The 24781-nt window shown below is 67.2% G+C and carries 19 protein-coding genes and 5 tRNA genes; all 24 read right to left on the bottom strand.

What is annotated here, in order from left to right; all coding sequences use genetic code 11:
• A partial coding sequence (locus tag WQ56_RS17020; protein ID WP_047138330.1) for an elongation factor Tu occupies positions 1-803 on the bottom strand: 803 nt, incomplete at its 3' end.
• Between the two features lie 96 nt (positions 804-899).
• Entirely contained in the window at positions 900-2993 is a 2094-nt protein-coding gene (fusA, locus tag WQ56_RS17015; protein WP_047138329.1) for an elongation factor G, read from the bottom strand.
• Between the two features lie 183 nt (positions 2994-3176).
• Positions 3177-3644 carry a 30S ribosomal protein S7 gene (rpsG, locus tag WQ56_RS17010; RefSeq protein WP_047138328.1) on the bottom strand — a complete coding sequence of 156 codons (468 nt, stop codon included), beginning with the start codon at positions 3642-3644 and terminating at the stop codon, positions 3177-3179.
• Between the two features lie 10 nt (positions 3645-3654).
• Positions 3655-4029 carry a 30S ribosomal protein S12 gene (gene rpsL, locus WQ56_RS17005; protein ID WP_024891235.1) on the bottom strand — a complete coding sequence of 125 codons (375 nt, stop codon included), beginning with the start codon at positions 4027-4029 and terminating at the stop codon, positions 3655-3657.
• A 253-nt stretch (positions 4030-4282) separates the two neighbouring features.
• Complete coding sequence (rpoC, locus tag WQ56_RS17000) at positions 4283-8560, bottom strand: DNA-directed RNA polymerase subunit beta' (RefSeq protein WP_082132503.1); 4278 nt, start codon at positions 8558-8560, stop codon at positions 4283-4285.
• Positions 8561-8696: 136 nt separating this feature from the next.
• Positions 8697-12872 carry a DNA-directed RNA polymerase subunit beta gene (gene rpoB, locus WQ56_RS16995; protein ID WP_047138327.1) on the bottom strand — a complete coding sequence of 1392 codons (4176 nt, stop codon included), beginning with the start codon at positions 12870-12872 and terminating at the stop codon, positions 8697-8699.
• 243 nt (positions 12873-13115) lie between these two features.
• Positions 13116-13490 (bottom strand): 50S ribosomal protein L7/L12, encoded by a 375-nt coding sequence (gene rplL / locus WQ56_RS16990; RefSeq protein ID WP_047138326.1) that lies wholly within the window; start codon positions 13488-13490, stop codon positions 13116-13118.
• Positions 13491-13547: 57 nt separating this feature from the next.
• Positions 13548-14093, bottom strand: a complete 546-nt coding sequence (rplJ, locus tag WQ56_RS16985; protein ID WP_047138325.1) for a 50S ribosomal protein L10 — start codon at positions 14091-14093, stop codon at positions 13548-13550.
• Positions 14094-14469: 376 nt separating this feature from the next.
• Entirely contained in the window at positions 14470-15171 is a 702-nt protein-coding gene (gene rplA, locus WQ56_RS16980) for a 50S ribosomal protein L1 (RefSeq protein ID WP_047138324.1), read from the bottom strand.
• Positions 15172-15175: 4 nt separating this feature from the next.
• On the bottom strand, positions 15176-15604 hold the full coding sequence (gene rplK, locus WQ56_RS16975) for a 50S ribosomal protein L11 (protein WP_047138323.1): 429 nt from the start codon (positions 15602-15604) through the stop codon (positions 15176-15178).
• A gap of 200 nt (positions 15605-15804) precedes the next feature.
• Entirely contained in the window at positions 15805-16377 is a 573-nt protein-coding gene (gene nusG / locus WQ56_RS16970; RefSeq protein ID WP_047138322.1) for a transcription termination/antitermination protein NusG, read from the bottom strand.
• A 16-nt stretch (positions 16378-16393) separates the two neighbouring features.
• The gene (secE, locus tag WQ56_RS16965; RefSeq protein ID WP_197076517.1) at positions 16394-16762 is read right to left on the bottom strand and encodes a preprotein translocase subunit SecE; all 369 of its coding nucleotides are present in this window, start codon (positions 16760-16762) and stop codon (positions 16394-16396) included.
• Positions 16763-16863: 101 nt separating this feature from the next.
• Positions 16864-16939, bottom strand: a tRNA-Trp gene (locus WQ56_RS16960).
• A 140-nt stretch (positions 16940-17079) separates the two neighbouring features.
• Positions 17080-18270, bottom strand: coding sequence for an elongation factor Tu (tuf, locus tag WQ56_RS16955; RefSeq protein WP_047137646.1), 1191 nt, complete (start codon positions 18268-18270; stop codon positions 17080-17082).
• A 97-nt stretch (positions 18271-18367) separates the two neighbouring features.
• Positions 18368-18443, bottom strand: a tRNA-Thr gene (locus WQ56_RS16950).
• A 37-nt stretch (positions 18444-18480) separates the two neighbouring features.
• Positions 18481-18554: transfer RNA gene (locus WQ56_RS16945), tRNA-Gly, on the bottom strand.
• Positions 18555-18613: 59 nt separating this feature from the next.
• A tRNA-Tyr gene (locus WQ56_RS16940) sits at positions 18614-18699 on the bottom strand.
• A 139-nt stretch (positions 18700-18838) separates the two neighbouring features.
• Positions 18839-19906 carry an isoaspartyl peptidase/L-asparaginase gene (locus WQ56_RS16935; RefSeq protein WP_082132501.1) on the bottom strand — a complete coding sequence of 356 codons (1068 nt, stop codon included), beginning with the start codon at positions 19904-19906 and terminating at the stop codon, positions 18839-18841.
• Between the two features lie 254 nt (positions 19907-20160).
• A complete protein-coding gene (ychF, locus tag WQ56_RS16930; protein ID WP_047138320.1) occupies positions 20161-21252 on the bottom strand; it encodes a redox-regulated ATPase YchF in 1092 nt (363 codons plus the stop codon).
• Positions 21253-21325: 73 nt separating this feature from the next.
• A complete protein-coding gene (gene pth / locus WQ56_RS16925) occupies positions 21326-21910 on the bottom strand; it encodes an aminoacyl-tRNA hydrolase (protein ID WP_047138319.1) in 585 nt (194 codons plus the stop codon).
• A 52-nt stretch (positions 21911-21962) separates the two neighbouring features.
• Positions 21963-22616, bottom strand: a complete 654-nt coding sequence (locus WQ56_RS16920) for a 50S ribosomal protein L25/general stress protein Ctc (RefSeq protein WP_047138318.1) — start codon at positions 22614-22616, stop codon at positions 21963-21965.
• Positions 22617-22766: 150 nt separating this feature from the next.
• Complete coding sequence (locus WQ56_RS16915; RefSeq protein WP_047138317.1) at positions 22767-23726, bottom strand: ribose-phosphate diphosphokinase; 960 nt, start codon at positions 23724-23726, stop codon at positions 22767-22769.
• 60 nt (positions 23727-23786) lie between these two features.
• Positions 23787-23862 (bottom strand) — tRNA-Gln (locus tag WQ56_RS16910).
• 48 nt (positions 23863-23910) lie between these two features.
• Positions 23911-24780 carry a 4-(cytidine 5'-diphospho)-2-C-methyl-D-erythritol kinase gene (ispE, locus tag WQ56_RS16905; RefSeq protein ID WP_197076518.1) on the bottom strand — a complete coding sequence of 290 codons (870 nt, stop codon included), beginning with the start codon at positions 24778-24780 and terminating at the stop codon, positions 23911-23913.
• Between the last annotated feature and the right edge of the window lies 1 nt (position 24781).

The raw sequence follows: 24781 nt of genomic DNA, 5'->3' as shown, positions 1-24781 counted from the left end.
AGCAGCTTGCGGAACATCTCCACGCCCGTGACCGTCGTCTTCTGCGTGGCGCGGATGCCCACGATCTCGATTTCGTCGCCGACCTTGATGATGCCGCGCTCGATACGGCCCGTGACCACCGTGCCGCGACCCGAGATCGAGAACACGTCCTCGACCGGCATCAGGAACGTCTTGTCCACGTCGCGCTCCGGCTCCGGGATCCAGGTGTCCAGCGCCTCGACCAGCTTCAGGATCGCAGGCACGCCGATCTCCGACTGGTCGCCTTCCAGCGCCAGGCGCGCCGAACCCGAGATGATCGGGGTGTCGTCGCCCGGGAACTCGTACTTGCTCAGCAGCTCGCGCACTTCCATCTCGACCAGCTCGAGCAGCTCGGCGTCGTCCACCATGTCGGCCTTGTTCAGGAACACGACGATGTACGGCACGCCCACCTGACGCGACAGCAGGATGTGCTCGCGCGTCTGCGGCATCGGGCCGTCAGCGGCCGAGCACACCAGGATCGCGCCGTCCATCTGCGCCGCACCGGTGATCATGTTCTTCACGTAGTCCGCGTGGCCCGGGCAGTCGACGTGCGCGTAGTGGCGCGTCGGGCTCTCGTATTCCACGTGCGCGGTCGAGATCGTGATGCCGCGCGCCTTCTCTTCCGGCGCCGCGTCGATCGCGTCGTAGGCCTTGAACTCGCCGCCGAAACGCTCGGCGCCGATCTTCGTCAGCGCCGCCGTCAGCGTCGTCTTGCCGTGGTCGACGTGACCAATCGTGCCGACGTTGACGTGCGGCTTGGTGCGCTCGAACTTACCCTTTGCCATGGTGATAACTCCGTAATTCGTGATTGGTGATTGGTGATCGGTGAAAAGCGGGACCCGTGCTCTTTCGCATCACGGATCCCGCATCACCAATCACGCTTACTTCTTGGTGACGGTCTCGGCGATGTTCGCCGGCGCTTCCGCGTAGTGGTCGAACTCCATCGTGAAGGTCGCGCGGCCCTGCGACATCGAGCGCAGCTGCGTGGCGTAGCCGAACATCTCGCCCAGCGGGATCATCGCGTTGATGATCTTGCCCGACGGGCTGTCGTCCTGGCCCTGCAGGATGCCGCGGCGACGGCTGACGTCGCCCATCACGTCGCCGAGGTAGTCCTCGGGGCTGACGACCTCGACCTTCATGATCGGCTCGAGCAGCACCGGGCTGGCCTTGTTGAAGCCTTCCTTGAAGCCCATCGAGCCGGCGATCTTGAACGCCATTTCGGACGAGTCGACCTCGTGGTACGAGCCATCGACCAGCCGGACCTTGACGTCGACGATCGGGTAGCCGGCCATGATGCCGTTGGCCAGCACTTCCTGGATGCCCTTGTCGACGGCCGGGATGTACTCCTTGGGCACGACGCCGCCGACGATCGCGTTCTCGAACTCGTAGCCGGTGCCCGGCTCCTGCGGCGAGATCTCGAGCCAGACGTGACCGAACTGGCCCTTGCCGCCCGACTGGCGCACGAACTTGCCTTCGGACTTGACCGACTTGCGGATCGTCTCGCGGTAGGCGACCTGCGGCTTGCCGACGTTGGCCTCGACGTTGAACTCGCGCTTCATGCGGTCGACGATGATGTCCAGGTGCAGCTCGCCCATGCCCGAGATGATCGTCTGGCCCGACTCCTCGTCGGTGCGCACGCGGAAGGACGGATCCTCCTGCGCCAGGCGACCCAGCGCCAGGCCCATCTTCTCCTGGTCGGACTTGGTCTTGGGCTCGACCGCCATCGAGATCACCGGCTCGGGGAAGCTCATGCGCTCGAGCACGATCGGCGAATCCTGCGCGCACAGCGTGTCGCCGGTGGTGACGTCCTTCAGGCCCACGGCGGCGGCGATGTCGCCGGCCAGCACTTCCTTGATCTCCTCGCGGTTGTTGGAGTGCATCTGCAGCAGACGGCCGATGCGCTCCTTCTTGCCCTTGACCGAGTTGAGCACCTGGTCACCGGCGTTGAGCGTGCCCGAGTAGACGCGGAAAAACGTCAGCGAACCCACGAACGGGTCGGTCATGATCTTGAACGCCAGCGCCGAGAACGGGGCCTTGTCGCTCGACTCGCGCGACAGCTCCTTGGTCTCGTCGTCGACGTCCAGGCCCTTGACCGCCGGCACGTCGACCGGCGACGGCAGCAGCTTGATGACGCCGTCGAGCATCGCCTGGACGCCCTTGTTCTTGAACGCGGTGCCGCAGAACATCGGCACGATCTCGGTGCGGAGCGTACGCTCGCGCAGGCCGCTGACGATCTCGTCCTCGGAGAGCTCGCCGCTCTCGAGGTACTTGTCCATCAGCTCCTCGCTGGCCTCGGCGGCGGACTCGACCATGAAGGCGCGCGCCTCCTCGGCCTGGGCCTGCAGCTCGGCCGGGATGTCGCGGTACTCGAAGTTCAGGCCCTGGGAGGCGGTATCCCAGTGGATCGCCTTCATCTTCAGCAGGTCGACCACGCCCTCGAAGCCGTCCTCGGCGCCGATCGGCACCTGCATCGGCACCGGGGCCGCGCCCAGGCGCGCCTTCAGCTGGTCGCGGACCTTGAGGAAGTTCGCGCCGGTGCGGTCCATCTTGTTGACGAACGCGATGCGCGGCACGTGGTACTTGTTGGCCTGGCGCCACACGGTCTCGGACTGCGGCTGCACGCCGCCGACCGCGCACAGCACGAACACTGCGCCGTCGAGCACGCGCAGGCTGCGCTCGACCTCGATCGTGAAGTCGACGTGTCCGGGGGTGTCGATGATGTTGAAGCGATGCTCGGGGAAGGACTTGTCCATGCCCTTCCAGAACGCGGTCGTGGCCGCGGACTGGATCGTGATGCCGCGCTCCTGCTCCTGCTCCATCCAGTCCATCGTCGCGGCGCCGTCGTGCACCTCGCCGATCTTGTGGCTCTTGCCGGTGTAGAACAGGATGCGCTCGGAGGTGGTCGTCTTGCCGGCATCGATGTGGGCCATGATGCCGAAGTTGCGGTAGCGTTCGATGGGAGTCGTGCGAGCCACGTCAGTATTCTCGTTTGGATGGAAGGTCCCGGCAGGGCCTGGGCGCCTTCGCGATGGAATCGCTTGAATGGACGAATGCCGCCTTGCGGCGGCTTGTCGGTCCTGCGTGCGGTCGATGACCGCCTGGAGGCACCATGGATGGTGCCGGCGGGCCCCGGAATCAACCGGAGCCCGCAGGTCCGCTTACCAGCGGTAGTGCGCGAACGCCTTGTTGGCGTCGGCCATGCGGTGCGTCTCTTCACGCTTCTTGATCGCGCCGCCGCGGTTCTCGGAGGCGTCGATCAGCTCGGCGGCCAGCTTGCGCGGCATGCTGTTCTCGCCGCGCTTGCGCGCCGACTCGATCAGCCAGCGCATCGCCAGCGCCATGCGACGCGAGGCGCGCACTTCGACCGGCACCTGGTACGTGGCACCGCCGACGCGGCGGGACTTGACCTCGACGGCCGGCGACACGTTGCCCAGCGCCTTCTCGACCAGCTCGAGCGCGTCGGGGTTCTTCTCGCCGATGACGTCCATCGCACCGTAGACGATCTTCTCGGCGACCGACTTCTTGCCGCTCTTCATGACCATGTTGATGAAGCGGGCGATCGTCTCGCTGCCGTGCTTCGGGTCGGGCAGCACCGAGCGCTGCGGGGTGTTTCCTTTACGCGACATTCTCTATTCCTCAGCCCTTCGGACGCTTCGCGCCGTACTTCGAACGTGCCTGCTTGCGCTTCGCGACGCCGGCGGCGTCGAGCGAACCGCGAACGGTGTGGTAGCGGACACCCGGGAGATCCTTGACGCGACCGCCGCGGATCAGCACCACCGAGTGCTCCTGCAGGTTGTGGCCTTCGCCACCGATGTACGAGATGACCTCGTAGCCATTGGTCAGGCGGACCTTGGCGACCTTGCGCAGCGCCGAGTTCGGCTTCTTCGGGGTCGTGGTGTAGACACGGGTGCAGACGCCGCGGCGCTGCGGGCAGTTCGCCAGCGCGGGCGAAGTGCTCTTGTAGGTTTCGGGGCTGCGCGGCTTCCGCACCAGCTGGTTGATCGTTGCCATCAGGTCTCGGGTCTATGGTTCGGGCCGGAGCCCGGTGAAAACGAAGACAGACGGGATCGCCGCCTGTCAGACGAAAAAGTATAGCCCGCGCTGACGAATACCGTCAACGCGGGTCATACCGCCACCGACAGCTCCACCTGGGAACTGCCCGGCATACAACGTCTCCCGTCCGTCCTGGACCGAATACGAGCCGCGTCCTGCGCCTCATTTCGGAGTCTGGGCGGCCCCGCAGGGCCGCCAAAGGGTGCCTATCTTAGCCTGCCTTCTCGTCGCTGTCAGCCACCTGCGACGTCGGCGCGTCCTCGAGCATGACCTGCTCGGGCGGCAGCGTCGCCGGCGTAGCGGCCTCGACGGCCTCCTCGGCCACCGAACCGCCCGACAGCGTGTCCATCTCGGACTCGGTCAGGCCCGACGCCGCGCGGCGACGCTGGGTGTGGTACGCCAGGCCGGTACCGGCCGGGATCAGGCGACCGACGATCACGTTCTCCTTGAGGCCGCGCAGGCTGTCGCGCGTGCCGCGGACGGCCGCCTCGGTCAACACGCGGGTGGTCTCCTGGAACGAGGCGGCCGAGATGAACGACTCGGTCGCCAGCGAGGCCTTGGTGATGCCCAGCAGGACCGGATCGAACTTCGCCGGCAGCTCGTTGCGCGCGAGCAGCTTGGCGTTGTCCTCGATGACGCGCTGGCGCTCGGCCTGCTCGCCGTTGAGGAAGCGGCTGTCGCCGGCGTCGGTGATCTCGACCTTGCGCAGCATCTGGCGAACGATCACCTCGATGTGCTTGTCGTTGATCTTCACGCCCTGCAGCCGGTAGACGTCCTGGATCTCCTTGGTCAGGTACGACGCCAGCTCCTCGACGCCCTTCAGGCGCAGGATGTCCTGCGGGCTCGGCTCGCCGTCGACGACCGTCTCGCCCTTCTCCACGTGCTCGCCCTCGAACACGATGATCTGGCGGTACTTGGGGATCAGCTCCTCGTGGTCCTCGCCGTCGGCGCCCTTGATGATCAGGCGCTGCTTGCCCTTGGTGTCCTTGCCGAAGCTGACGATGCCCGACTTCTCGGCGAGGATCGCCGGGTCCTTCGGCTTGCGGGCCTCGAACAGGTCGGCCACGCGCGGCAGACCACCGGTGATGTCGCGGGTCTTGGACGCTTCCTGCGGCACCTTGGTCACCACGTCGCCCACGCCGACGGCGTCGCCGTCCTGCAGGTTGACGATCGAGCGCGGCGGCAGCAGGTACTGCGCCGGCAGGTCGGTGCCCGGGATGTTGAGGTCGTTGCCGGCCTTGTCGACGATCCGCACGATCGGACGCAGGTCCTTGCCCTGCGAGCCGCGGCGCTTGGGATCGGTGATCTCGCGCGAGGCCAGACCGGTCAACTCGTCGGTCTTCTCGATGACGGTCACGCCCTCGACGAAGTCCACGAAGCGGATGAAGCCCGCCACTTCCGAGACGATCGGGTGGTTGTGCGGATCCCAGTTCGCGACGGTCTGTCCGGCCTTGATCGCATCGCCGTCGTTGACGGTGATCATCGCGCCGTAGGGCAGCTTGTAGCGCTCGCGCTCGCGGCCGTGGCCGTCGAGCACCGACAGCTCGCCCGAGCGCGAGACCGCGACCAGGCTGCCGCTCTCGTGGGTCACGAACTTGAGGTTGTTGAACTTGATCGAGCCGGTGGTCTTGACCGTCACGTTGTCGATGGCGGCCGCACGCGACGCCGCGCCACCGATGTGGAACGTACGCATCGTCAGCTGCGTGCCGGGCTCGCCGATCGACTGCGCGGCGACCACGCCCACGGCCTCGCCCTGGTTGACCAGGTGGCCACGGCCCAGGTCGCGGCCGTAGCAGCTCGAGCACACGCCGAACGCGCTTTCGCAGGTGATCGTGGAGCGGACCTTGATCGACTGGACGCCGGCCTCCTCGAGGCGCACGACCCACTGCTCGTCGAGCAGCGTGTTGCGCGTGACGATCGGATCCTCGTCGTTGCCCGGCAGGAACACGTCCTCGGCCACGACGCGGCCCAGCACGCGGTCGCGCAGCGGCTCGACCACGTCGCCGCCTTCGACGATCGGGGTCATGGTCAGGCCGTCGAGCGTGCCGCAGTCGACCTCGGTGATCACCACGTCCTGAGCCACGTCGACCAGGCGACGGGTCAGGTAGCCGGAGTTCGCGGTCTTGAGCGCGGTGTCGGCCAGACCCTTACGGGCACCGTGGGTGGAGTTGAAGTACTCCTGCACGTTCAGGCCTTCGCGGAAGTTCGCGATGATCGGCGTCTCGATGATCGAGCCGTCCGGCTTGGCCATCAGGCCGCGCATGCCCGCCAGCTGGCGGATCTGCGCCTGCGAACCACGCGCGCCCGAGTCGGCCATGATGTAGAGCGAGTTCATCGACTTCTGCGCGACCGTCTCGCCCTTGGCGTTGGTCACGTGGTCAGTACCGATCGCGTCCATCATCGCCTTGGCGATGCGCTCGTTGGTGCGCGACCAGATGTCGACGACCTTGTTGTAGCGCTCGCCGGCGGTGACCAGGCCCGACTGGTACTGCTGCTGGATCTCCAGCACCTCGGTCTCGGCCTCGGCCAGGATGCCCTTCTTCTCGCCCGGGATCGTCATGTCGTTGATGCCGATCGACACGCCGGCGCGGGTGGCGTTGCCGAAGCCGGTGTACATCAGCTTGTCGGCGAACACGACCGTGTCCTTGAGGCCCAGGCGGCGGTAGCAGGCGTTGATCAGACGGCTGATGTTCTTCTTGTTGAGCTCGACGTTGGCCAGCTCGAACGGCAGGCCGTCGGGCATGATCTCGAGCAGCAGCGCGCGGCCGACGGTGGTGTCGACGATCGAGGTGACCTTCTCGCGCGAGCCGTCCTCGCCGATCACGGTCTGGCTGATGCGGACCTTGATCTTGGCGTGCAGGCCGGCGGCCTTGTTGTCGAACGCGCGGCGCACCTCGGCGATGTTGGCGAACACCATGCCCTCGCCCGGGATGTTCTCCAGCGCGCGGGTCATGTAGTACAGGCCGAGCACGACGTCCTGCGACGGCACGATGATCGGCTCGCCGTTGGCCGGCGAGAGGATGTTGTTGGACGCCATCATCAGCGCGCGCGCCTCCAGCTGGGCCTCGAGGCTCAGCGGGACGTGCACGGCCATCTGGTCGCCGTCGAAGTCGGCGTTGAACGCGGTGCACACCAGCGGGTGCAGCTGGATCGCCTTGCCCTCGATCAGCACCGGCTCGAACGCCTGGATGCCCAGACGGTGCAGCGTCGGCGCGCGGTTGAGCATGACCGGGTGCTCGCGGATGACCTCCTCGAGGATGTCCCAGACTTCCGCCTCTTCACGCTCGACCAGCTTCTTGGCGGCCTTGATCGTCGTGGCCAGGCCACGGCGCTGCAGCTTGGCGAAGATGAAGGGCTTGAACAGCTCGAGCGCCATCTTCTTCGGCAGGCCGCACTCGTGCAGGCGCAGCGTCGGGCCGACCACGATGACCGAACGGCCCGAGTAGTCGACGCGCTTGCCGAGCAGGTTCTGGCGGAACCGGCCCTGCTTGCCCTTGATCATGTCGGCCAGCGACTTGAGCGGGCGCTTGTTGGTGCCGGTGATGGCGCGGCCGCGACGGCCGTTGTCCATCAGCGCGTCCACCGACTCCTGCAGCATGCGCTTCTCGTTGCGCACGATGATGTCGGGCGCATTGAGTTCGAGCAGGCGACGCAGGCGGTTGTTGCGGTTGATGACGCGGCGGTACAGGTCGTTGAGGTCCGAGGTCGCGAAGCGGCCGCCGTCCAGCGGCACCAGCGGACGCAGATCCGGCGGCAGCACCGGCAGCACGGTCATGATCATCCACTCGGGGCGGTTGCCCGAGTCGATGAAGGCCTCGACCAGCTTGATGCGCTTGGTCAGACGCTTGAGCTTGGTCTCCGAGCCGGTCGCGGCGATCTCTTCCTTCAGGCGGGCCATCTCGGCCTGCAGGTCGATCGTGCGCAGCAGGTCGAACACCGCCTCGGCGCCCATCGCGGCGTCGAAGTCGTCGCCGTGCTCCTGGCGCATCTGCAGGAACTGCTCTTCGTTGAGCAACTGGCCGCGCTCGAGCGGGGTCAGACCCGGCTCGGTGACGACGAACGCCTCGAAGTACAGGATGCGCTCGATGTCGCGCAGGGTCATGTCCAGCATCAGGCCGATGCGCGAGGGCAGCGACTTGAGGAACCAGATGTGGGCGACCGGCGAGGCCAGATCGATGTGGCCCATGCGCTCACGGCGCACCTTGGCCAGCGTGACCTCGGTGCCGCACTTCTCGCACACCACGCCGCGGTGCTTCATGCGCTTGTACTTGCCGCACAGGCACTCGTAGTCCTTGATCGGACCGAAGATCGCCGCGCAGAACAGGCCGTCGCGCTCGGGCTTGAACGTGCGGTAGTTGATCGTCTCGGGCTTCTTCACTTCGCCGAACGACCAGGAACGGATCAGGTCCGGCGAGGCCAGCGCGATCTTGATCGCGTCGAAGTCCGGGATCTGGCGCTGCTGGTTGAAGAGGTTAAGCAGGTCTTTCATTTGAAATCTCCGGGAATCGGGAGTCGAGAATCGGGAATGGTCAGAAGCGGGGAATCGGGTGTCTTCGGGGTTCGTCGGCCGGCGCGGTGCGCGCGCTTCGACGATTCCCTACGCCCGGTTCCCCATTCCCGGCTCCTCAGTGCTCCTCGAGCTCCATGTTGATGGCCAGCGAGCGGATTTCCTTGACCAGCACGTTGAACGACTCGGGCATGCCGGCGACCATCTCGTGCTCGCCGTCGACGATGTTCTTGTACATCTGGTTGCGGCCCTGCACGTCGTCGGACTTCACTGTCAGCATCTCCTGCAGGGTGTAGGCCGCGCCGTAGGCTTCCAGCGCCCAGACTTCCATCTCGCCGAACCGCTGACCGCCGAACTGCGCCTTGCCGCCCAGCGGCTGCTGGGTGACGAGCGAGTACGGGCCGGTCGAGCGGGCATGCATCTTGTCGTCGACCAGGTGGTTGAGCTTGAGCATGTGCATGTAGCCCACGGTCACCTCGCGCTCGAACGCTTCGCCGGTGCGGCCGTCGAACAGGCGGGTCTGGCCGCTGGTCGGCAGGTCCGCCAGCTCCAGCATCGCCTTGATCTCCGACTCGGCGGCGCCGTCGAACACCGGCGTCGCCATCGGCACGCCGTCGGTCAGGTTGCCGGCCAGCGTCAGCAGTTCCTCGTCGCTGAACTGCGACAGGTCGACGCGCTGCGCGGCCACCGACTTGTCGTGGTTGTAGATCTGGTCGAGGAAGCTACGCAGCTCGTTGACCTTGGCCTGCGCATCGAGCATCCGCTGGATCTTCTCGCCGAGCCCCTTGGCCGCCAGGCCCAGGTGGACTTCGAGGATCTGGCCGATGTTCATGCGCGACGGCACGCCCAGCGGGTTCAACACGATGTCGACGGTGTTGCCGTTGGCCATGTAGGGCATGTCCTGCACCGGCACGATGGTCGACACGACACCCTTGTTGCCGTGACGGCCGGCCATCTTGTCGCCCGGCTGGATGCGGCGCTTCACGGCCAGGTAGACCTTGACCATCTTCAGCACGCCCGGTGCGAGATCGTCGCCCTGGGTGATCTTGCCGCGCTTGTCGGCGAACCGGCGCTCGAACTCCTTCTGGTGCGCGTCGATCTGCTTCTGCGCGCGCTCGATCGCGTCGGCCGCGTCCTCGTCCTTCATGCGGATCTGGAACCAGTCGGACTTCTTCAGGCCGTCGAGCACCAGCGAGGAGACCGTATCGCCCTTCTTCAGGCCCGGACCGCCGTTGGCGACCTTGCCCTGGATCTGCGAACGCAGGCGCGCGTAGATCGCCGACTCGAGGATGCGGAACTGGTCGTCGAAGTCCTTCTTGACGCGCTTGATCTCGGATTCCTCGATCTGCTTGGCGCGCTTGTCCTTCTCGATGCCGTCGCGGGTGAAGACCTGCACGTCGATGACCGTGCCGTCCATGCCCGGGGGCACGCGCAGCGAGCTGTCCTTCACGTCGGAAGCCTTCTCGCCGAAGATCGCGCGCAGCAGCTTCTCTTCCGGGGTCAGCTGGCTCTCGCCCTTCGGCGTGACCTTGCCCACCAGGATGTCGCCGGCGCGCACTTCGGCGCCGATGTACACCACACCCGACTCGTCGAGGCGGTTGAGCGCGTTCTCCGACACGTTCGGGATGTCGGCGGAGATTTCCTCCGGTCCCAGCTTGGTGTCGCGGGCGACCGCGGTCAGCTCTTCGATGTGGATCGTCGTGTAGCGGTCTTCCTTGACGACGCGCTCCGACAGCAGGATCGAGTCTTCGAAGTTGTAGCCGTTCCACGGCATGAACGCGACGAGCATGTTCTGGCCCAGCGCGAGCTCGCCGATGTCGGTCGAGGGACCGTCGGCCAGCACGTCGCCGCGCGCGACCACGTCGCCCACGTTCACCAGCGGACGCTGGTTGATGCAGGTGTTCTGGTTGGAGCGCGTGTACTTGATCAGGTTGTAGATGTCGACGCCGGCATCGTGCTCGCCGGAGATCTCCGCCTCGTTGACCTTGACCACGACGCGGCCGGCGTCGATCTGCTCGATCACGCCACCGCGGCGGGCGTTCACGGTCACGCCCGAGTCGCGCGCCACCGCACGCTCGATGCCGGTACCGACCAGCGGCTTCTGCGCACGCAGCGTCGGCACGGCCTGGCGCTGCATGTTCGCGCCCATCAGCGCGCGGTTGGCGTCGTCGTGCTCGAGGAACGGGACCAGCGCGGCTGCGACCGACACGGTCTGCATCGGCGAGACGTCCATGTAGTGGATCTCCGCCGGCGGCTTGAGCAGCGACTCGCCCTGGAAGCGGCAGTCGACGAACTGCTGCGTCATCGTGCCCTTCTCGTCCTGGACGGCATTGGCCTGCGCGATGACGTAGTCGTTCTCCTCGATCGCCGAGAGATACTCGATCTCGTCGGTGACGCGGCTGTCGACGACCTTGCGGTACGGCGTCTCGAGGAAGCCGTACTTGTTGGTACGCGCGAACGTCGCCAGCGAGTTGATCAGGCCGATGTTCGGGCCTTCCGGCGTCTCGATCGTGCAGACGCGGCCGTAGTGGGTCGGGTGCACGTCGCGCACTTCGAAGCCGGCGCGCTCGCGGGTCAGGCCGCCCGGGCCCAGGGCCGAGACGCGACGCTTGTGCGTGACTTCCGACAGCGGGTTGTTCTGGTCCATGAACTGCGACAGCTGCGAGGAGCCGAAGAACTCCTTGACCGCGGCCGCGACCGGCTTGGCGTTGATCAGTTCCTGCGGGGTCAGGCCGTCGGCCTCGGCCATCGTCAGGCGCTCGCGCACGGCGCGCTCGACGCGGACCAGGCCCACGCGGAACACGTTCTCGGCCATCTCGCCGACCGAGCGCACGCGACGGTTGCCCAGGTGGTCGATGTCGTCGACGACGCCGCGGCCGTTGCGGATCTCGGTCAGCACGCGGATGACATCGAGGATGTCGGACGTCTGGCCGTACTGCTCGCGCAGCCTGGCCGAATCCTCGTCCTTGCGCTCGGCGAAGTAGCGCGCGTCGTAGAGCACCGGCGCGCCGGTGACTTCCTTGCGGCCGAGGCGGCGGTTGAACTTCATCCGGCCCACGCCCGACAGGTCGTAGCGCTCGAAGGTGAAGAACAGGTTGTGGAACAGGTTCTGCGCGGCGTCCTTGGTCGGCGGCTCGCCGGGACGCATCATGCGGTAGATCTCGACCAGCGCATCGAGCTGGGTCTTGGTCGAATCGATGCGCAGGGTGTTGGACAGGTACGGGCCGCGGTCGAGGTCGTTGACCCAGATCGTGCCGATGGTCTCGATACCGGCCTTGCGCAGCGCCTCGAGCGTCTCGAGCGAGATCTCGTCGTTGGCGGTGGCGACCAGCTCGCCGGTCGACGGGTCGATGACGTCGTGCGACAGGATCTGGCCGACGAGGTAGTCGTCCGGCACCGCCAGCGCGGTGATGTTGGATGCCTCGAGCTGCTTGACGTGGCGCGCGGTGATGCGCTTGCCGGCCTCGACGATGACCTTCTCGCCGTCGAGCAGGTCGAAGTTCAGCGTTTCGCCGCGCAGGCGCTCGGAGACCAGCTCCAGCTGCACGCCCTCGCCCTCGGGCAGCACGTGGTAGCTGTTGATCTCGAAGAACTCGTTGAGCATCTCCTCGTTGGAGTAGCCCAGCGCGCGCAGCAGCACGCTGACCGGCAGCTTGCGGCGGCGGTCGATACGGGTGAACAGCGCGTCCTTCGGGTCGAACTCGAAGTCCAGCCACGAGCCGCGGTAGGGAATGATGCGCGCCGAGTACAGCAGCTTGCCCGAGCTGTGGGTCTTGCCGCGGTCGTGGTCGAAGAACACGCCCGGCGAGCGGTGCAGCTGCGAGACGATGACGCGCTCGGTGCCGTTGATGATGAAGGTGCCGTTGTCGGTCATGAGCGGGATCTCGCCCATGTAGACCTCCTGCTCCTTCACGTACTTGATGGCCTTGCTCGACGACTCGCGGTCGTAGATCACCAGGCGCACGGTCACGCGCAGCGGGGCGCCGTAGCTCAGGCCGCGGTTGCGGCATTCACGCTCGTCGAACACCGGTTCGCCGAGCTTGTAGCCGACGTACTCCAGTGCGGCGTAGCCGTTGTAGCTGACGATCGGGAACACGGACTTGAGCGCGGCGTGCAGGCCGCGGTCCTCGCGCTTGGCGGGGTCGCGGTCGGCCTGCAGGAACTCGCGGTAGGAGTCGACCTGGATGGCCAGCAGGAACGGCACCTCGAGGATCGAGCGGCGCTTGCCGAAGTTCTTGCGGATGCGCTTCTTCTCGGTGAACGAGTAGTTCGACTGGAGCTGGGACGTCGTCATGGGGAGTACGCCTCGATGGATCGGTGGATCGCGGCTGGCGATCCGGGAACATGAGCTGCCACTGGGTAGTCGCTGGTATTGCCGGCACCAGCACGCCATCTCCCGCTACTACCCACTGACAACTGCGTCAGTTGTCGTGTTGCATGTCGCAGGCCGTCCGGTTTCAGGAACGACCAAGGGCCGGGAGCTTTCGCCCCCGGCCCCGGCGCATCGTCAGCATGTGCTGCGATGCCATGGTGCCGCTTACTTGATCTCGACGGTCGCGCCGGCAGCTTCGAGATCCTTCTTGATCTTCTCGGCTTCTTCCTTGGTCGCGCCTTCCTTGATCTCCTTCGGCGCGCCTTCGACCAGGTCCTTGGCTTCCTTCAGGCCCAGGCCGGTGATGGCGCGGACGACCTTGATCGACTCGACCTTCTTCTCGCCGGCAGCCTTCAGGATGACGGTGAACTCGGTCTGCTCCTCGGCGGCAGCGGCCGGGCCGGCAGCGGCGGCGGCAGCGGCGACCGGGGCGGCGGCGGAGACGCCGAACTTCTCTTCGATGGCCTTGACCAGCTCCATCACTTCCATCAGGGACTTCTCGGCGATGGCGTCGACGATCTGCTCGGTGGTAAGGGACATTGTGATTACCTTTGGAAAGTTTTCTGGGATGGGGTTCGTTGGACCGGCAGGCCCGGCTTACGCCGTGGCTTCGGTCGCGCTTTCAGCCGCAGCGTCGACCGGCGCTTCCTCGCCACCGCCCTGCTTGTCGCCAACGGCCTTGACGGCGCGGGCGAACATCGCAGCGGGTTCGGACAGCACGCGGGCGAGCATCGACAGCGCCTGGTCGAGCGTCGGCAGCGACGCCAGCACGTCGACATGGCCGGCCGGATACAGCTGGCCTTCCACGACGACCAGCTTGGGCACCAGCTTGTCGTTGGTCTTGGCGAATTCCTTGATCAGGCGACCGGCAGCGCCGGGCTCCTCGGTCGAGAACGCGTACAGCAGCGGGCCGGACAGCGAGTCCTTGGCGCATTCGTACTCGGTACCTTCCACGGCGCGCGCGGCCAGGGTGTTCTTGACGACACGCAAGTACACACCGGTCTCGCGAGCCTTCTTGCGCATCGCGGTCAGCTGGCTGACCGAGGTGCCCAGGTACTCGACGGCGATCAGGGAGTGGGCGTTCGCGGCGACCTGTGCCAGCTCGGCGACAACTTCCTGCTTCTGGGACAGATTGAGAGCCATTCATCACTCCTCGTTGTGAACTCCGCTCACGGCTCCTGCCGCTTGCGGTCCTGAGCGGCCCCCTTCCGTGGAGACCGGGGATGCGCGAAGCATCCCGGTGGTGGCCTTTCCGCCTGGATGGACGACCGTCCGACCAGAAAACTCCAGAAAGGGCATCACCATCTACGCAGGCCCTTCGGTGCAATACCTCGGGATTAAGCGCTCTCGATCGCGGTGGCGGCGATTCCCTGCCAGTGGGCGCATCCGATGCCCGTCGCCACGTCGATCCAGACCGCGCCTGCGGTCTTTGACGGCGCCGCACGGAGTCGCCCCCGTTGCGATGCCCTCAAAAGCGCGTCGCCCCGCGAACGGAACGACGCGTTCAAACCGTGTTCGATCAGCGCGCGATGCTCAGCGTCGACTGGTCGACGATCACGCCCGGGCCCATCGTCGAGCTGAGCGAGATCTTCTGCAGGTACTGGCCCTTGGCGGTGGCCGGCTTGGCCTTGACCAGGTCGGCCAGCAGCGCCTGCAGGTTCTCCTTGAGCTTGTCGGCGTCGAAATCGGCCTTGCCGATCGTGCAGTGGATGATGCCGGCCTTGTCGGTGCGGTAGCGGACCTGGCCGCCCTTGGCGTTCTTGACCGCCTCGCCCGGGTTCGGCGAGACCGTGCCGACCTTCGGGTTGGGCATCAGGCCGCGCGGGCCGAGCAGCGTGCCGAGCTTGCCGACGACGCGCATCGCGTCCGGGGTGGCGATCACGACGTCGTAGTTGATGTCGCCGCCCTGCATCTTCTCGGCCAGGTCGTCCATGCCGACGACGTCGGCGCCGGCGGCCAGGGCCTCGTCGGCCTTCGCGCCGGCCGGCGCGAACACCGCGACGCGGACGCTCTTGCCGGTGCCGGCAGGCAGCACGGTCGAACCGCGGACCTGCTGGTCGGACTTGCGTGCGTCGACGCCCAGGCGGACGGCGACGTCCACGGCCTCGGCGAACTTGGCGTTGCTGTTGTCCTTGACGATCTTCAGCGCGTCATCGATGCCGTAGCTCTTGCCCGGCTGCACCGCGGCCTGCAGCCGCTTCTGTCGCTTGGTCTGTGCCATGGTCTCAGCCCTCCACCGTCAGGCCCATCGAACGGGCCGAGCCCGCGATGGTGCGCACTGCTGCATCCAGATCCGCTGCGGTCAGATCCGGCTCCTTCGCCTTGGCGATGTCCTCGAGCTGGGCGCGCGTGACCTTGCCGACCTTCTCGGTGTTCGGACGCTTGGAACCCGAACCCACGCCCGCCGCCTTCTTCAGCAGCACCGTGGCCGGCGTGCTCTTGGTGATGAAGGTGAACGTACGGTCGGAGTACGCGGTGATGATGACCGGGGTCGGCAGACCCGGCTCGAGCTTGGAGGTCGCCGCGTTGAACGCCTTGCAGAACTCCATGATGTTCAGGCCGCGCTGACCCAGCGCGGGACCGACCGGCGGCGAGGGGTTGGCCTGACCGGCCTTCACCTGCAGCTTGATGTAACCGACGACTTTCTTTGCCATTGTGTGCTCTCCGGGTGCGAACGCCTGGTGCTCAGGCTCCCCATCGGGCCGGGAAAATCACGTGTCCCGGCTTCACGTTGCCCATCCGCGACAAAGGCCGCCCATGCGGCGGCCTGTGCGCTTGCCCGGCTCGACCGGACAGTGAGCCGTGCACTATAGCAGGATATTGCGCGCCCGTCACATCCGGGCGCGGTCGCGGGTCAGGCCTTCTCGACCTGCCCGAATTCCAGCTCGACCGGGGTCGAGCGGCCGAAGATCAGCACGGCGACGCGCAGCCGGCTCTTCTCGTAGTTGACCTCTTCGACGACGCCGTTGAAGTCGTTGAACGGGCCATCGATGACGCGGACCATCTGGCCGGCCTCGAACAGCACCTTCGGACGGGGCTTCTCGACGCCTTCCTGCACGCGGTCGAGGATCGCGGCAGCTTCGTCGTCGCGGATCGGCAGCGGGCGGTCGGCGGTGCCGCCGATGAAGCCCATCACCTTCGGCGTCTCCTTGACCAGGTGCCAGCTCTCGTTGTCCATGCGCGGGATGCCGCCGTCGTCCGAGGTCAGGATCTGGACCAGGACGTAGCCGGGAAAGAACTTGCGCTCGGAACGGCGCTTCTGGCCGGAGCGCATCTCGATCACTTCCTCGGTCGGCACCAGGACGTCGCCGAAACGGTCCTGCATGCCGGTGCGCGCGATGCGATCGCGCAGCGCCTGCGCCACCGACTTCTCGAAGCCGGAATAGGCATGTACGACGTACCAGCGCTTGACGCCTTCGGTTTCCATCAGTTTCGTTACTCCGTCACTGCCGCAGGATGAGCTGGATGAGCCACTGGATGATCTTGTCGAAGCCGGCCAGCATCAGGCTGATCAAGATCACCGCGGCGATGACGATCCAGGTCAGCCGCATCGCCTCCTGGCGCGTCGGCCAGACCACCTTGCGCATCTCGAAGCGGGTTTCCGAGAAGAACTCGCGGGTCTGGTGCCCCTTGCCGGTGGTCAGGAAGACCGCCGCGGCGCCGACGACGCACAGGGCGACGATGATGCTGCGCACCGGCGTGGCCAGTTGCGTCTCGAACCAGTAGAAGGCGAACACGCCGGCCACGACCAGCAGCGCGGCCGCGACGTACTTGGCGAGATCCGTCGAGGACCCGCCCTTCGAATGTTCCACTCTGCTGTTCAAGTCCCGGCGACTCATCGGTTGCAACTGCTCGTTTGGCAGGCCAGGCCGCGCTGCGCCAGGGCCCGTGCGGAAGACGCTCCGCAAAAAAATGGCACGCCAGGAGGGACTCGAACCCCCAACCTGCGGTTTTGGAGACCGCTGCTCTGCCAATTGAGCTACTGGCGTGTGGCTGGTGAAGCACGTCGCCCAGGATACCCCGTAGACGACGAAGGCGGACCGGGTTGCCGGCCCGCCTTTTGTATCGGCGCCTCCGCTACGGAAGGCGCTTCCGGCCTACGCGCGCGGAGCGCGCGCGGGCCGTCGGATCACTTCAGGATCTTGGCGACGACGCCGGCGCCGACGGTGCGGCCGCCTTCGCGGATCGCGAAGCGCAGGCCTTCGTCCATCGCCACCGGGTTGATCAGCGTGACCTTCATCTTCACGTTGTCGCCCGGCATCACCATCTCCGTGCCTTCCGGCAGCTCCACCGCACCGGTGATGTCGGTCGTGCGGAAGTAGAACTGCGGACGGTAGCCCTTGAAGAACGGCGTATGGCGGCCGCCCTCGTCCTTCGACAGCACGTACACCTCGGCTTCGAAGTCCGTGTGCGGCTGGATCGAACCCGGCTTGGCCAGCACCTGGCCGCGCTCGACGTCGTCACGCTTGGTGCCGCGCAGCAGCAGACCGGCATTGTCGCCCGCCTGACCCTGGTCCAGCAGCTTGCGGAACATCTCCACGCCCGTGACCGTCGTCTTCTGCGTGGCGCGGATGCCCACGATCTCGATTTCGTCGCCGACCTTGATGATGCCGCGCTCGATACGGCCCGTGACCACCGTGCCGCGACCCGAGATCGAGAACACGTCCTCGACCGGCATCAGGAACGTCTTGTCCACGTCGCGCTCCGGCTCCGGGATCCAGGTGTCCAGCGCCTCGACCAGCTTCAGGATCGCAGGCACGCCGATCTCCGACTGGTCGCCTTCCAGCGCCAGGCGCGCCGAACCCGAGATGATCGGGGTGTCGTCGCCCGGGAACTCGTACTTGCTCAGCAGCTCGCGCACTTCCATCTCGACCAGCTCGAGCAGCTCGGCGTCGTCCACCATGTCGGCCTTGTTCAGGAACACGACGATGTACGGCACGCCCACCTGACGCGACAGCAGGATGTGCTCGCGCGTCTGCGGCATCGGGCCGTCAGCGGCCGAGCACACCAGGATCGCGCCGTCCATCTGCGCCGCACCGGTGATCATGTTCTTCACGTAGTCCGCGTGGCCCGGGCAGTCGACGTGCGCGTAGTGGCGCGTCGGGCTCTCGTATTCCACGTGCGCGGTCGAGATCGTGATGCCGCGCGCCTTCTCTTCCGGCGCCGCGTCGATCGCGTCGTAGGCCTTGAACTCGCCGCCGAAACGCTCGGCGCCGATCTTCGTCAGCGCCGCCGTCAGCGTCGTCTTGCCGTGGTCGACGTGACCAATCGTGCCGACGTTGACGTGCGGCTTGGTGCGCTCGAACTTACCCTTTGCCATGGCTGCCTTGTCTCGCTGAACGTTTGTGAATTGACTGCCTTTATGAAAAGTCCGGCCATGGATGGCCGGGCTCTTCGCGGAAGGATCCGCATATATGTGGTGCTCACGAAAGGAATCGAACCTTCGACCTCCTCCTTACCAAGGAGGTGCTCTACCGACTGAGCTACGTGAGCAACGATTTCAACCTCTGGATGCGGCCGGAGCCGTCAATGGAGCGGGAGACGGGGATCGAACCCGCACCATCAGCTTGGAAGGCTGAGGTTCTACCATTGAACTACTCCCGCACCGGGATCCAGCCTGCCGCACCAACCTGTCGCACTGCTTGTTGTCCCACCGGACGAAATGGTGGAGGGAGGTGGATTCGAACCACCGAAGGCGTAAGCCAGCAGATTTACAGTCTGCCCCCGTTGGCCGCTTGGGTATCCCTCCGGCGATTTCGCGTTGCCGGTGAAAACAGCCCGCGATTTTGGGGCCAGTTTCCTGTCCTGTCAACGCCGCGATGCGACGGATCCAGGCCGCCCCGCCCCGGTACCTGCGGTACGCGATGGCGGGGCGCGCATAGTACCGGTCATCGCGCCGGCGCGCCATCCTCCGCGACGGCATCGTCGCGCCCGATCGCCACGTGCGGCACGCCGTCGGCGCCGATCCAGCCGCGGTACATGCCCTCGGTGTTGAACGGCATGGCGATGTTGCCTGCGGCATCGAGGGCGATCGCGCCGCCATTGCCGCCCATCGCCGGGATCTCCTCGTCGATGACCGCGGTCGCCGCCCGGCCGATGTCCTCGCCCAGCAGCCCGACGCGACTGCAGATCTGGTGCGCGGCGGCGCTGCGGATGTAGAACTCGCCCCAGCCCGTGCCCGAGACCGCGCAGCGCGCATCCGCCCAGGTCCCCGCCCCGATCACCGGCGCGTCGCCGACGCGGCCCCAGCGCTTGTCGGTCATGCCGCCGGTCGAGGTCGCCGCGGCCAGCGCGCCCCGGGTGTCGAGCGCGACCGCGCCGACGGTCCCGAAGTAGCGCAGCGGATCGTCCGCGACGACGGTCGCCGCGCGCTCGGCCGCGGCGCCCTCGGCCCGGGCCTTCTGCAGCTGCTGCCAGCGCTTCTCGGTGCGGAACCAGGCCGGATCGACCAGCGCGACGCCCTGCGATTGCGCGAACGCCTCGGCGCCCTCGCCGACCAGCATGACGTGCGGCGAATCCTCCATGACCCGGCGCGCGAGCTGGATCGGATTGCGGATCCGCCGCACGCCCGCGACGGCGCCGGCGGCGCGCGTGGCGCCGTCCATCAGCGAGGCGTCGAGCTCGTTGTGGCCCTCGTGCGTGAACACCGCGCCGCGACCGGCGTTGAATGCCGGGTCGTCCTCGAGCACGGTCACCGCCGCGACCACGGCGTCGAGCGCCGGGCGCCCCTCGCGGAGCAGTGCATGTCCGGCGCGCAGGGCCTGTGCGAGCGCCGCGCGCGCCGAGGCCTCCTCCTCGGGCGAGAGGTTCCCGCGCACGACGCCGGCGCCGCCATGGATGGCCAGCACCGGGCCGGAAGGCGCGGCCTCGCCCGACGGATGCGCGGACGACGCGGCAGGCGCAGCGAGGACCAGCGACAGCAGCAAGGTACGGGCGGACAGCGGGATGGTGCGCATGGGCGGACTCCGGACGGGCGAAGCGGAGAGTGTATTGAGAAGCCGCCCCCACCCCGCCGCGGGCGCGCAATAGCGCTTCCCGCGCTCGTGCGCATGGCGCCTCTCCCCGCAGGAGCGCGCTGGCGCGCGATCGGGCTTTCCCGGGGAGGCTTCATCGCGCGCGAGCGCGCTCCTACAGGACGCGGCGATGCGGGCAGGAGGCGGAAACGCGAAAGGCGCCCTTGGGCGCCTTCCGGTCGAACAGGATCGCTGGATCAGACGTTGAAGCGGAAGTGCATCACGTCGCCATCCTTGACGATGTACTCCTTGCCCTCCAGGCGCCACTTGCCGGCCTCCTTGGCGCCGGATTCGCCGCCGTAGCGGATGAAGTCGTCGTAGCCGACGACCTCGGCACGGATGAAGCCCTTCTCGAAGTCGGTATGGATGACGGCCGCGGCCTGCGGCGCGGTCGCGCCGATCTTCACCGTCCACGCCCGCACTTCCTTGACGCCCGCGGTGAAGTAGGTCTGCAGCGTCAGCAGGCCATAGGCCGCGCGGATCACCCGGTTCAGGCCCGGCTCCTCGAGCCCGAGGTCGGCCAGGAACGCGTCGCGGTCGGCGTCGTCGAGCTGCGAGAGCTCCTCCTCGATCGCCGCCGACACCGGCACGACCTCGGCACCCTCGCCCGCCGCGCGTGCGCGCACCGCATCGAGGTGCGGGTTGTTCTCGAACCCGTCCTCGAGCACGTTGGCGATGTACAGCACCGGCTTGCCCGTCAGCAGGAACAGGTCGCGGATCGCCGCGCGGTCGTCGTCCGACAGCTGGAGCGAACGCACCGGCCGGCCGTCGGCCAGGCCCTTGTGCACACGGCCGAGCACCTCGGCGCGGACCTTGGCGTCCTTGTCGCCGGTCTTGGCCGAACGCTCGGCGCGCTGCAGCGCGCGCTCGACCGAATCGAGATCCGCCAGCGCGAGCTCGGTGTCGATCGTCTCGATGTCGGCGATCGGGTCGACCTTGTTGTTGACGTGGATGACGTCGGGGTTCTCGAAGCAGCGCACGACGTGCGTGATCGCGTCGACCTCGCGGATGTGCGACAGGAACTTGTTGCCCAGGCCCTCGCCGCTGGCCGCGCCGGCCACGAGGCCGGCGATGTCGACGAACTCGACCGCCGTCGGCAGCACCTTCTGCGGCTTGACGATCGTCGCCAGCGCGTTCAGGCGCAGGTCCGGCACCGGCACGATGCCGACGTTCGGCTCGATCGTGCAGAACGGGAAGTTGGCCGCGGCGATGCCCGCCTTGGTCAGCGCATTGAAGAGGGTCGACTTGCCGACGTTCGGCAGGCCGACGATGCCGCATTTGATGCCCATGTGGGAATCCGGGATTGGGAATTCGGGATTCGGGATTCGAAAGCTGCCGCCCCGAATCCCGAATCCCCAATCCCTAATCTCGGCTGGTGTGCAGCCTCGTCATCGCGTCCATGAAGTTGCCGTCCAGCGCGAGCGGGAGCGCATCGATCGCGGCGTCGACGGCGCGGCCGATCAGGATGTCGTCGTCGGCGCCCGGTCGGCCGAGCACCCAGGGCGTGACCTTGTCACGGTGGCCGGGATGGCCGATGCCGATGCGCAGCCGGTGGAACCGGCCGTGGCCGAGCAGCTTCATCGTGTCGCGCAGGCCGTTCTGGCCGCCGTGGCCGCCGTCGAACTTGAACCGGGCCACGCCGGGCGGCAGGTCGAGCTCGTCGTGGGCGATCAGCGTGCGCTCGGGATCGATCTTCCAGAACCGCTGCGCGGCCAGCACCGACTTGCCGCTGAGGTTCATGAAGGTGGCCGGCTTGAGCAGGCGCACGTCGTGGCCGCCGATCCGCACCCGCGCCGTCTCGCCGAACAGCTTGGCGTCGATCCGGAACGCCTCGCCGGCACGCGACGCGAGCTCGTCCACGACGCGGAACCCGGCGTTGTGCCGGGTCCGCGCGTGCTCGGGACCGGGATTGCCCAGCCCCACGATCAGTTGCAGACCGGTCGTCATCGCGACGCCGCCGGGACGCGCGCCCGGGCAGGCGCGCGCGTCCGCGACGGGATCACTCGTCCTTGGCGGCCTTGGTGGCCGGCACTTCGGCCGAGGCGTCCTCGCCCTCTTCCGGCTCGGCCTCGACACGGCCGTGCTTGGCGACAACGACGGCGACGTCGTGGTCGGCGCCGAGCGCCAGTTCGGGAATCTCCACACCCTTGGGCAGCTTGAGCGCCGACAGGTGGATGATGTCGCCGACCGCCAGATCGGCCAGATCGACCTCGATCGACGACGGGAGGTCCTTCGGCAGGCAGGTCACGGTGACTTCGGTGAGCTCGTGCATGACGATCACGTCGGCGGCCTTGCCGGCAGGCGAGGTGTCTTCGTTGAGGAAGTGCAGCTGCACCGCCGTCTTGATCACCTCGTTGTCGTTCACGCGCTGGAAGTCCAGGTGCAGGATCTGCTGCTTGAACGGGTGACGCTGCATGTCGCGCAGCAACACCTTCTGGACGTCGCCGTTGAGGCTCAGGTCGAGGATCGACGCGTAGAACCACTCGTGCTGGCTGGCGAGCCAGACGTCGTTGTGGCTGAGCTTGATGCTGACGGGCTTGAGGTCGCCGCCGTAGACGACGGCAGGCACTTCACCGGCGTGACGGAGGCGGCGGCTCGCACCCTTCCCCTCGTCCTCGCGGCGCTGCACCTTGATTTCATGCGTGGTAGCCATTTGATTCTTTACCTAGGTTGAGAAAGGACCGCCTCACGGCGACCCGGGTCAGCTCCCCCGCGACCAGAGGAGCTGGTTGAAGGACCAGGACCGGTTTCGGCGACCGGGCATCCGCGTGCGGACCCCACTGCCGACTCCCGAATCCCGCCCTTAATCCACGTATAGCGAGCTGACCGACTCGCCGAACGCGATCCGGCGGATCGTCTCGGCGAGCAGTTCGGCGACGCTGAGCTGGCGGATGCGCGCGCAGTTGCGCGCGGCCTCCGACAGCGGAATGGTGTCGGTGACGACCATCTCGTCGAGCTGGGACTTCTCGATGTTGTCGATCGCCGCGCCCGACAGCACCGCGTGCGTGCAATAGGCGACGACCTTGGTCGCGCCCTGCGCCTTGAGCGCGGCGGCCGCGGCGCACAGCGTGCCGGCGGTGTCGACGATGTCGTCGACCAGCACGCAGGTCTTGCCGCGCACGTCGCCGATGATGTTCATCACCGTGGCGACGTTGGCGCGCGGACGGCGCTTGTCGATGATCGCCAGGTCCGCATCGTCGAGGCGCTTGGCGATCGCGCGCGCGCGCACCACGCCGCCGACGTCGGGCGAGACCACGACCATGTTGTCGGTGCCGTGCGCGCGCCAGATGTCGGCCAGCAGCAGCGGCGAGGCATAGACGTTGTCGACCGGGATGTCGAAGAAGCCCTGGATCTGGTCGGCGTGCAGGTCGACGGTCAGCACGCGGTCGGCGCCGGCGGCGGTGATGATCCGGGCGGCGACCTTGGCGGTGATCGGCACGCGGCTCGAACGCAGCCGGCGGTCCTGGCGCGAATAGCCGAAGTACGGGATCACCGCGGTGACGCTGGACACCGACGCGCGCTTGAGCGCGTCGATCAGCACCAGCAGTTCCATCAGGTTCTCGGCCGACGGCGCGCAGGTGGGCTGGATGACGAACACGTCCTGCCGACGCACGGTCTCCTCGATCTCGACCTGCACTTCGCCGTCGGAGAACGTGGACACCAGCGCCCGGCCCTGGCGCACGCCCAGCTCGCGGCAGACGGACTTGGCCAGCGGGCGATTGGCGTTGCCCGAAAAGATCAGGAGATTGCGTTCTTCTTTCATGTCGGAGATTCCGCGTCGCTCTGACCGAGCGGATGGAGGGACCGCGCACATGCGCGGGCATGGCAGGGGCGGCAGGATTCGAACCTGCGAATGCCGGGATCAAAACCCGGTGCCTTAACCACTTGGCGACGCCCCTTGAAACGGGATTCGGGATTCGGGAATGGGAAGGCGCTGGCCTCGATCCCTAATCCCGAATCCCCGTCTCCAGTGCCTCGAGCAGCGGCGAGCGGGCGGCGCCGGCGACGACGCGGGTGTCGACCCGCGACGCGATCTGCGCCTGGGCCGCCTCGGCGGACTCGCGGGAGGCGAATTCGACGAAGCAGCCGCTGCCCGTCCCGGTCAGGCGTGGCGTGCCGATCGTCGCGAGCGCGGCGAACACCGCCTCGACGGCCGGTTCGCGACGCCGCAGGACCGGCTCGAACGCGTTGCCGAGCGATGCACCTGAAACGAAGTCGGCCATTGTCGCGGGCCGGGCATTTCGCGTCAATTCAGCGGCCTGGAACAGGCCGGCGGTGTTCACGTGCACGCCGGGGTCGGCGAGCAGGTACCAGGCCGGGGGCAACGCGACCGGCGTCAGCGTTTCGCCCACGCCCTCGGCCCAGGCATTGCGGCCACGCACGAACACCGGCACGTCGGCCCCCAGCGCCAAGCCCAGCGCGGCCAGCCGGTCCTCCCCCAGCCCGGTCCGCCACAGGCGGTCGAGCGCGCGCAGCACCGTCGCCGCATCCGAGGAGCCGCCGCCGAGCCCGGCGCCGGTCGGAATGCGCTTTTCGACGACGATGTCCGCACCATGACCGCAGTTTGCGGCCTCCTGCAACGCACGCGCCGCCCGGACAACGAGGTCGTCCTCCTCGGCCAGCCCCGGGACCGAGGCGCCGATCCGGCAGATGCGGCCGTCGTCGCGGCATCGCAGGCGCACCGTGTCGCCCCAGTCCAGGATCCGGAACACCGTCTGCAGCGCGTGGTAGCCATCCGGGCGTCGGCCGGTGATGCGCAGGAACAGGTTGAGCTTGGCCGGGGCCGGCCAGCTCGACCAGCCGGCGCCCTCATCCACC

Origin of the sequence: Luteimonas sp. FCS-9 (genome assembly GCF_001014645.1) — a bacterium.
Classification (GTDB): domain Bacteria; phylum Pseudomonadota; class Gammaproteobacteria; order Xanthomonadales; family Xanthomonadaceae; genus Luteimonas.
This window is presented reverse-complemented; position numbering and strand designations above follow the sequence as displayed.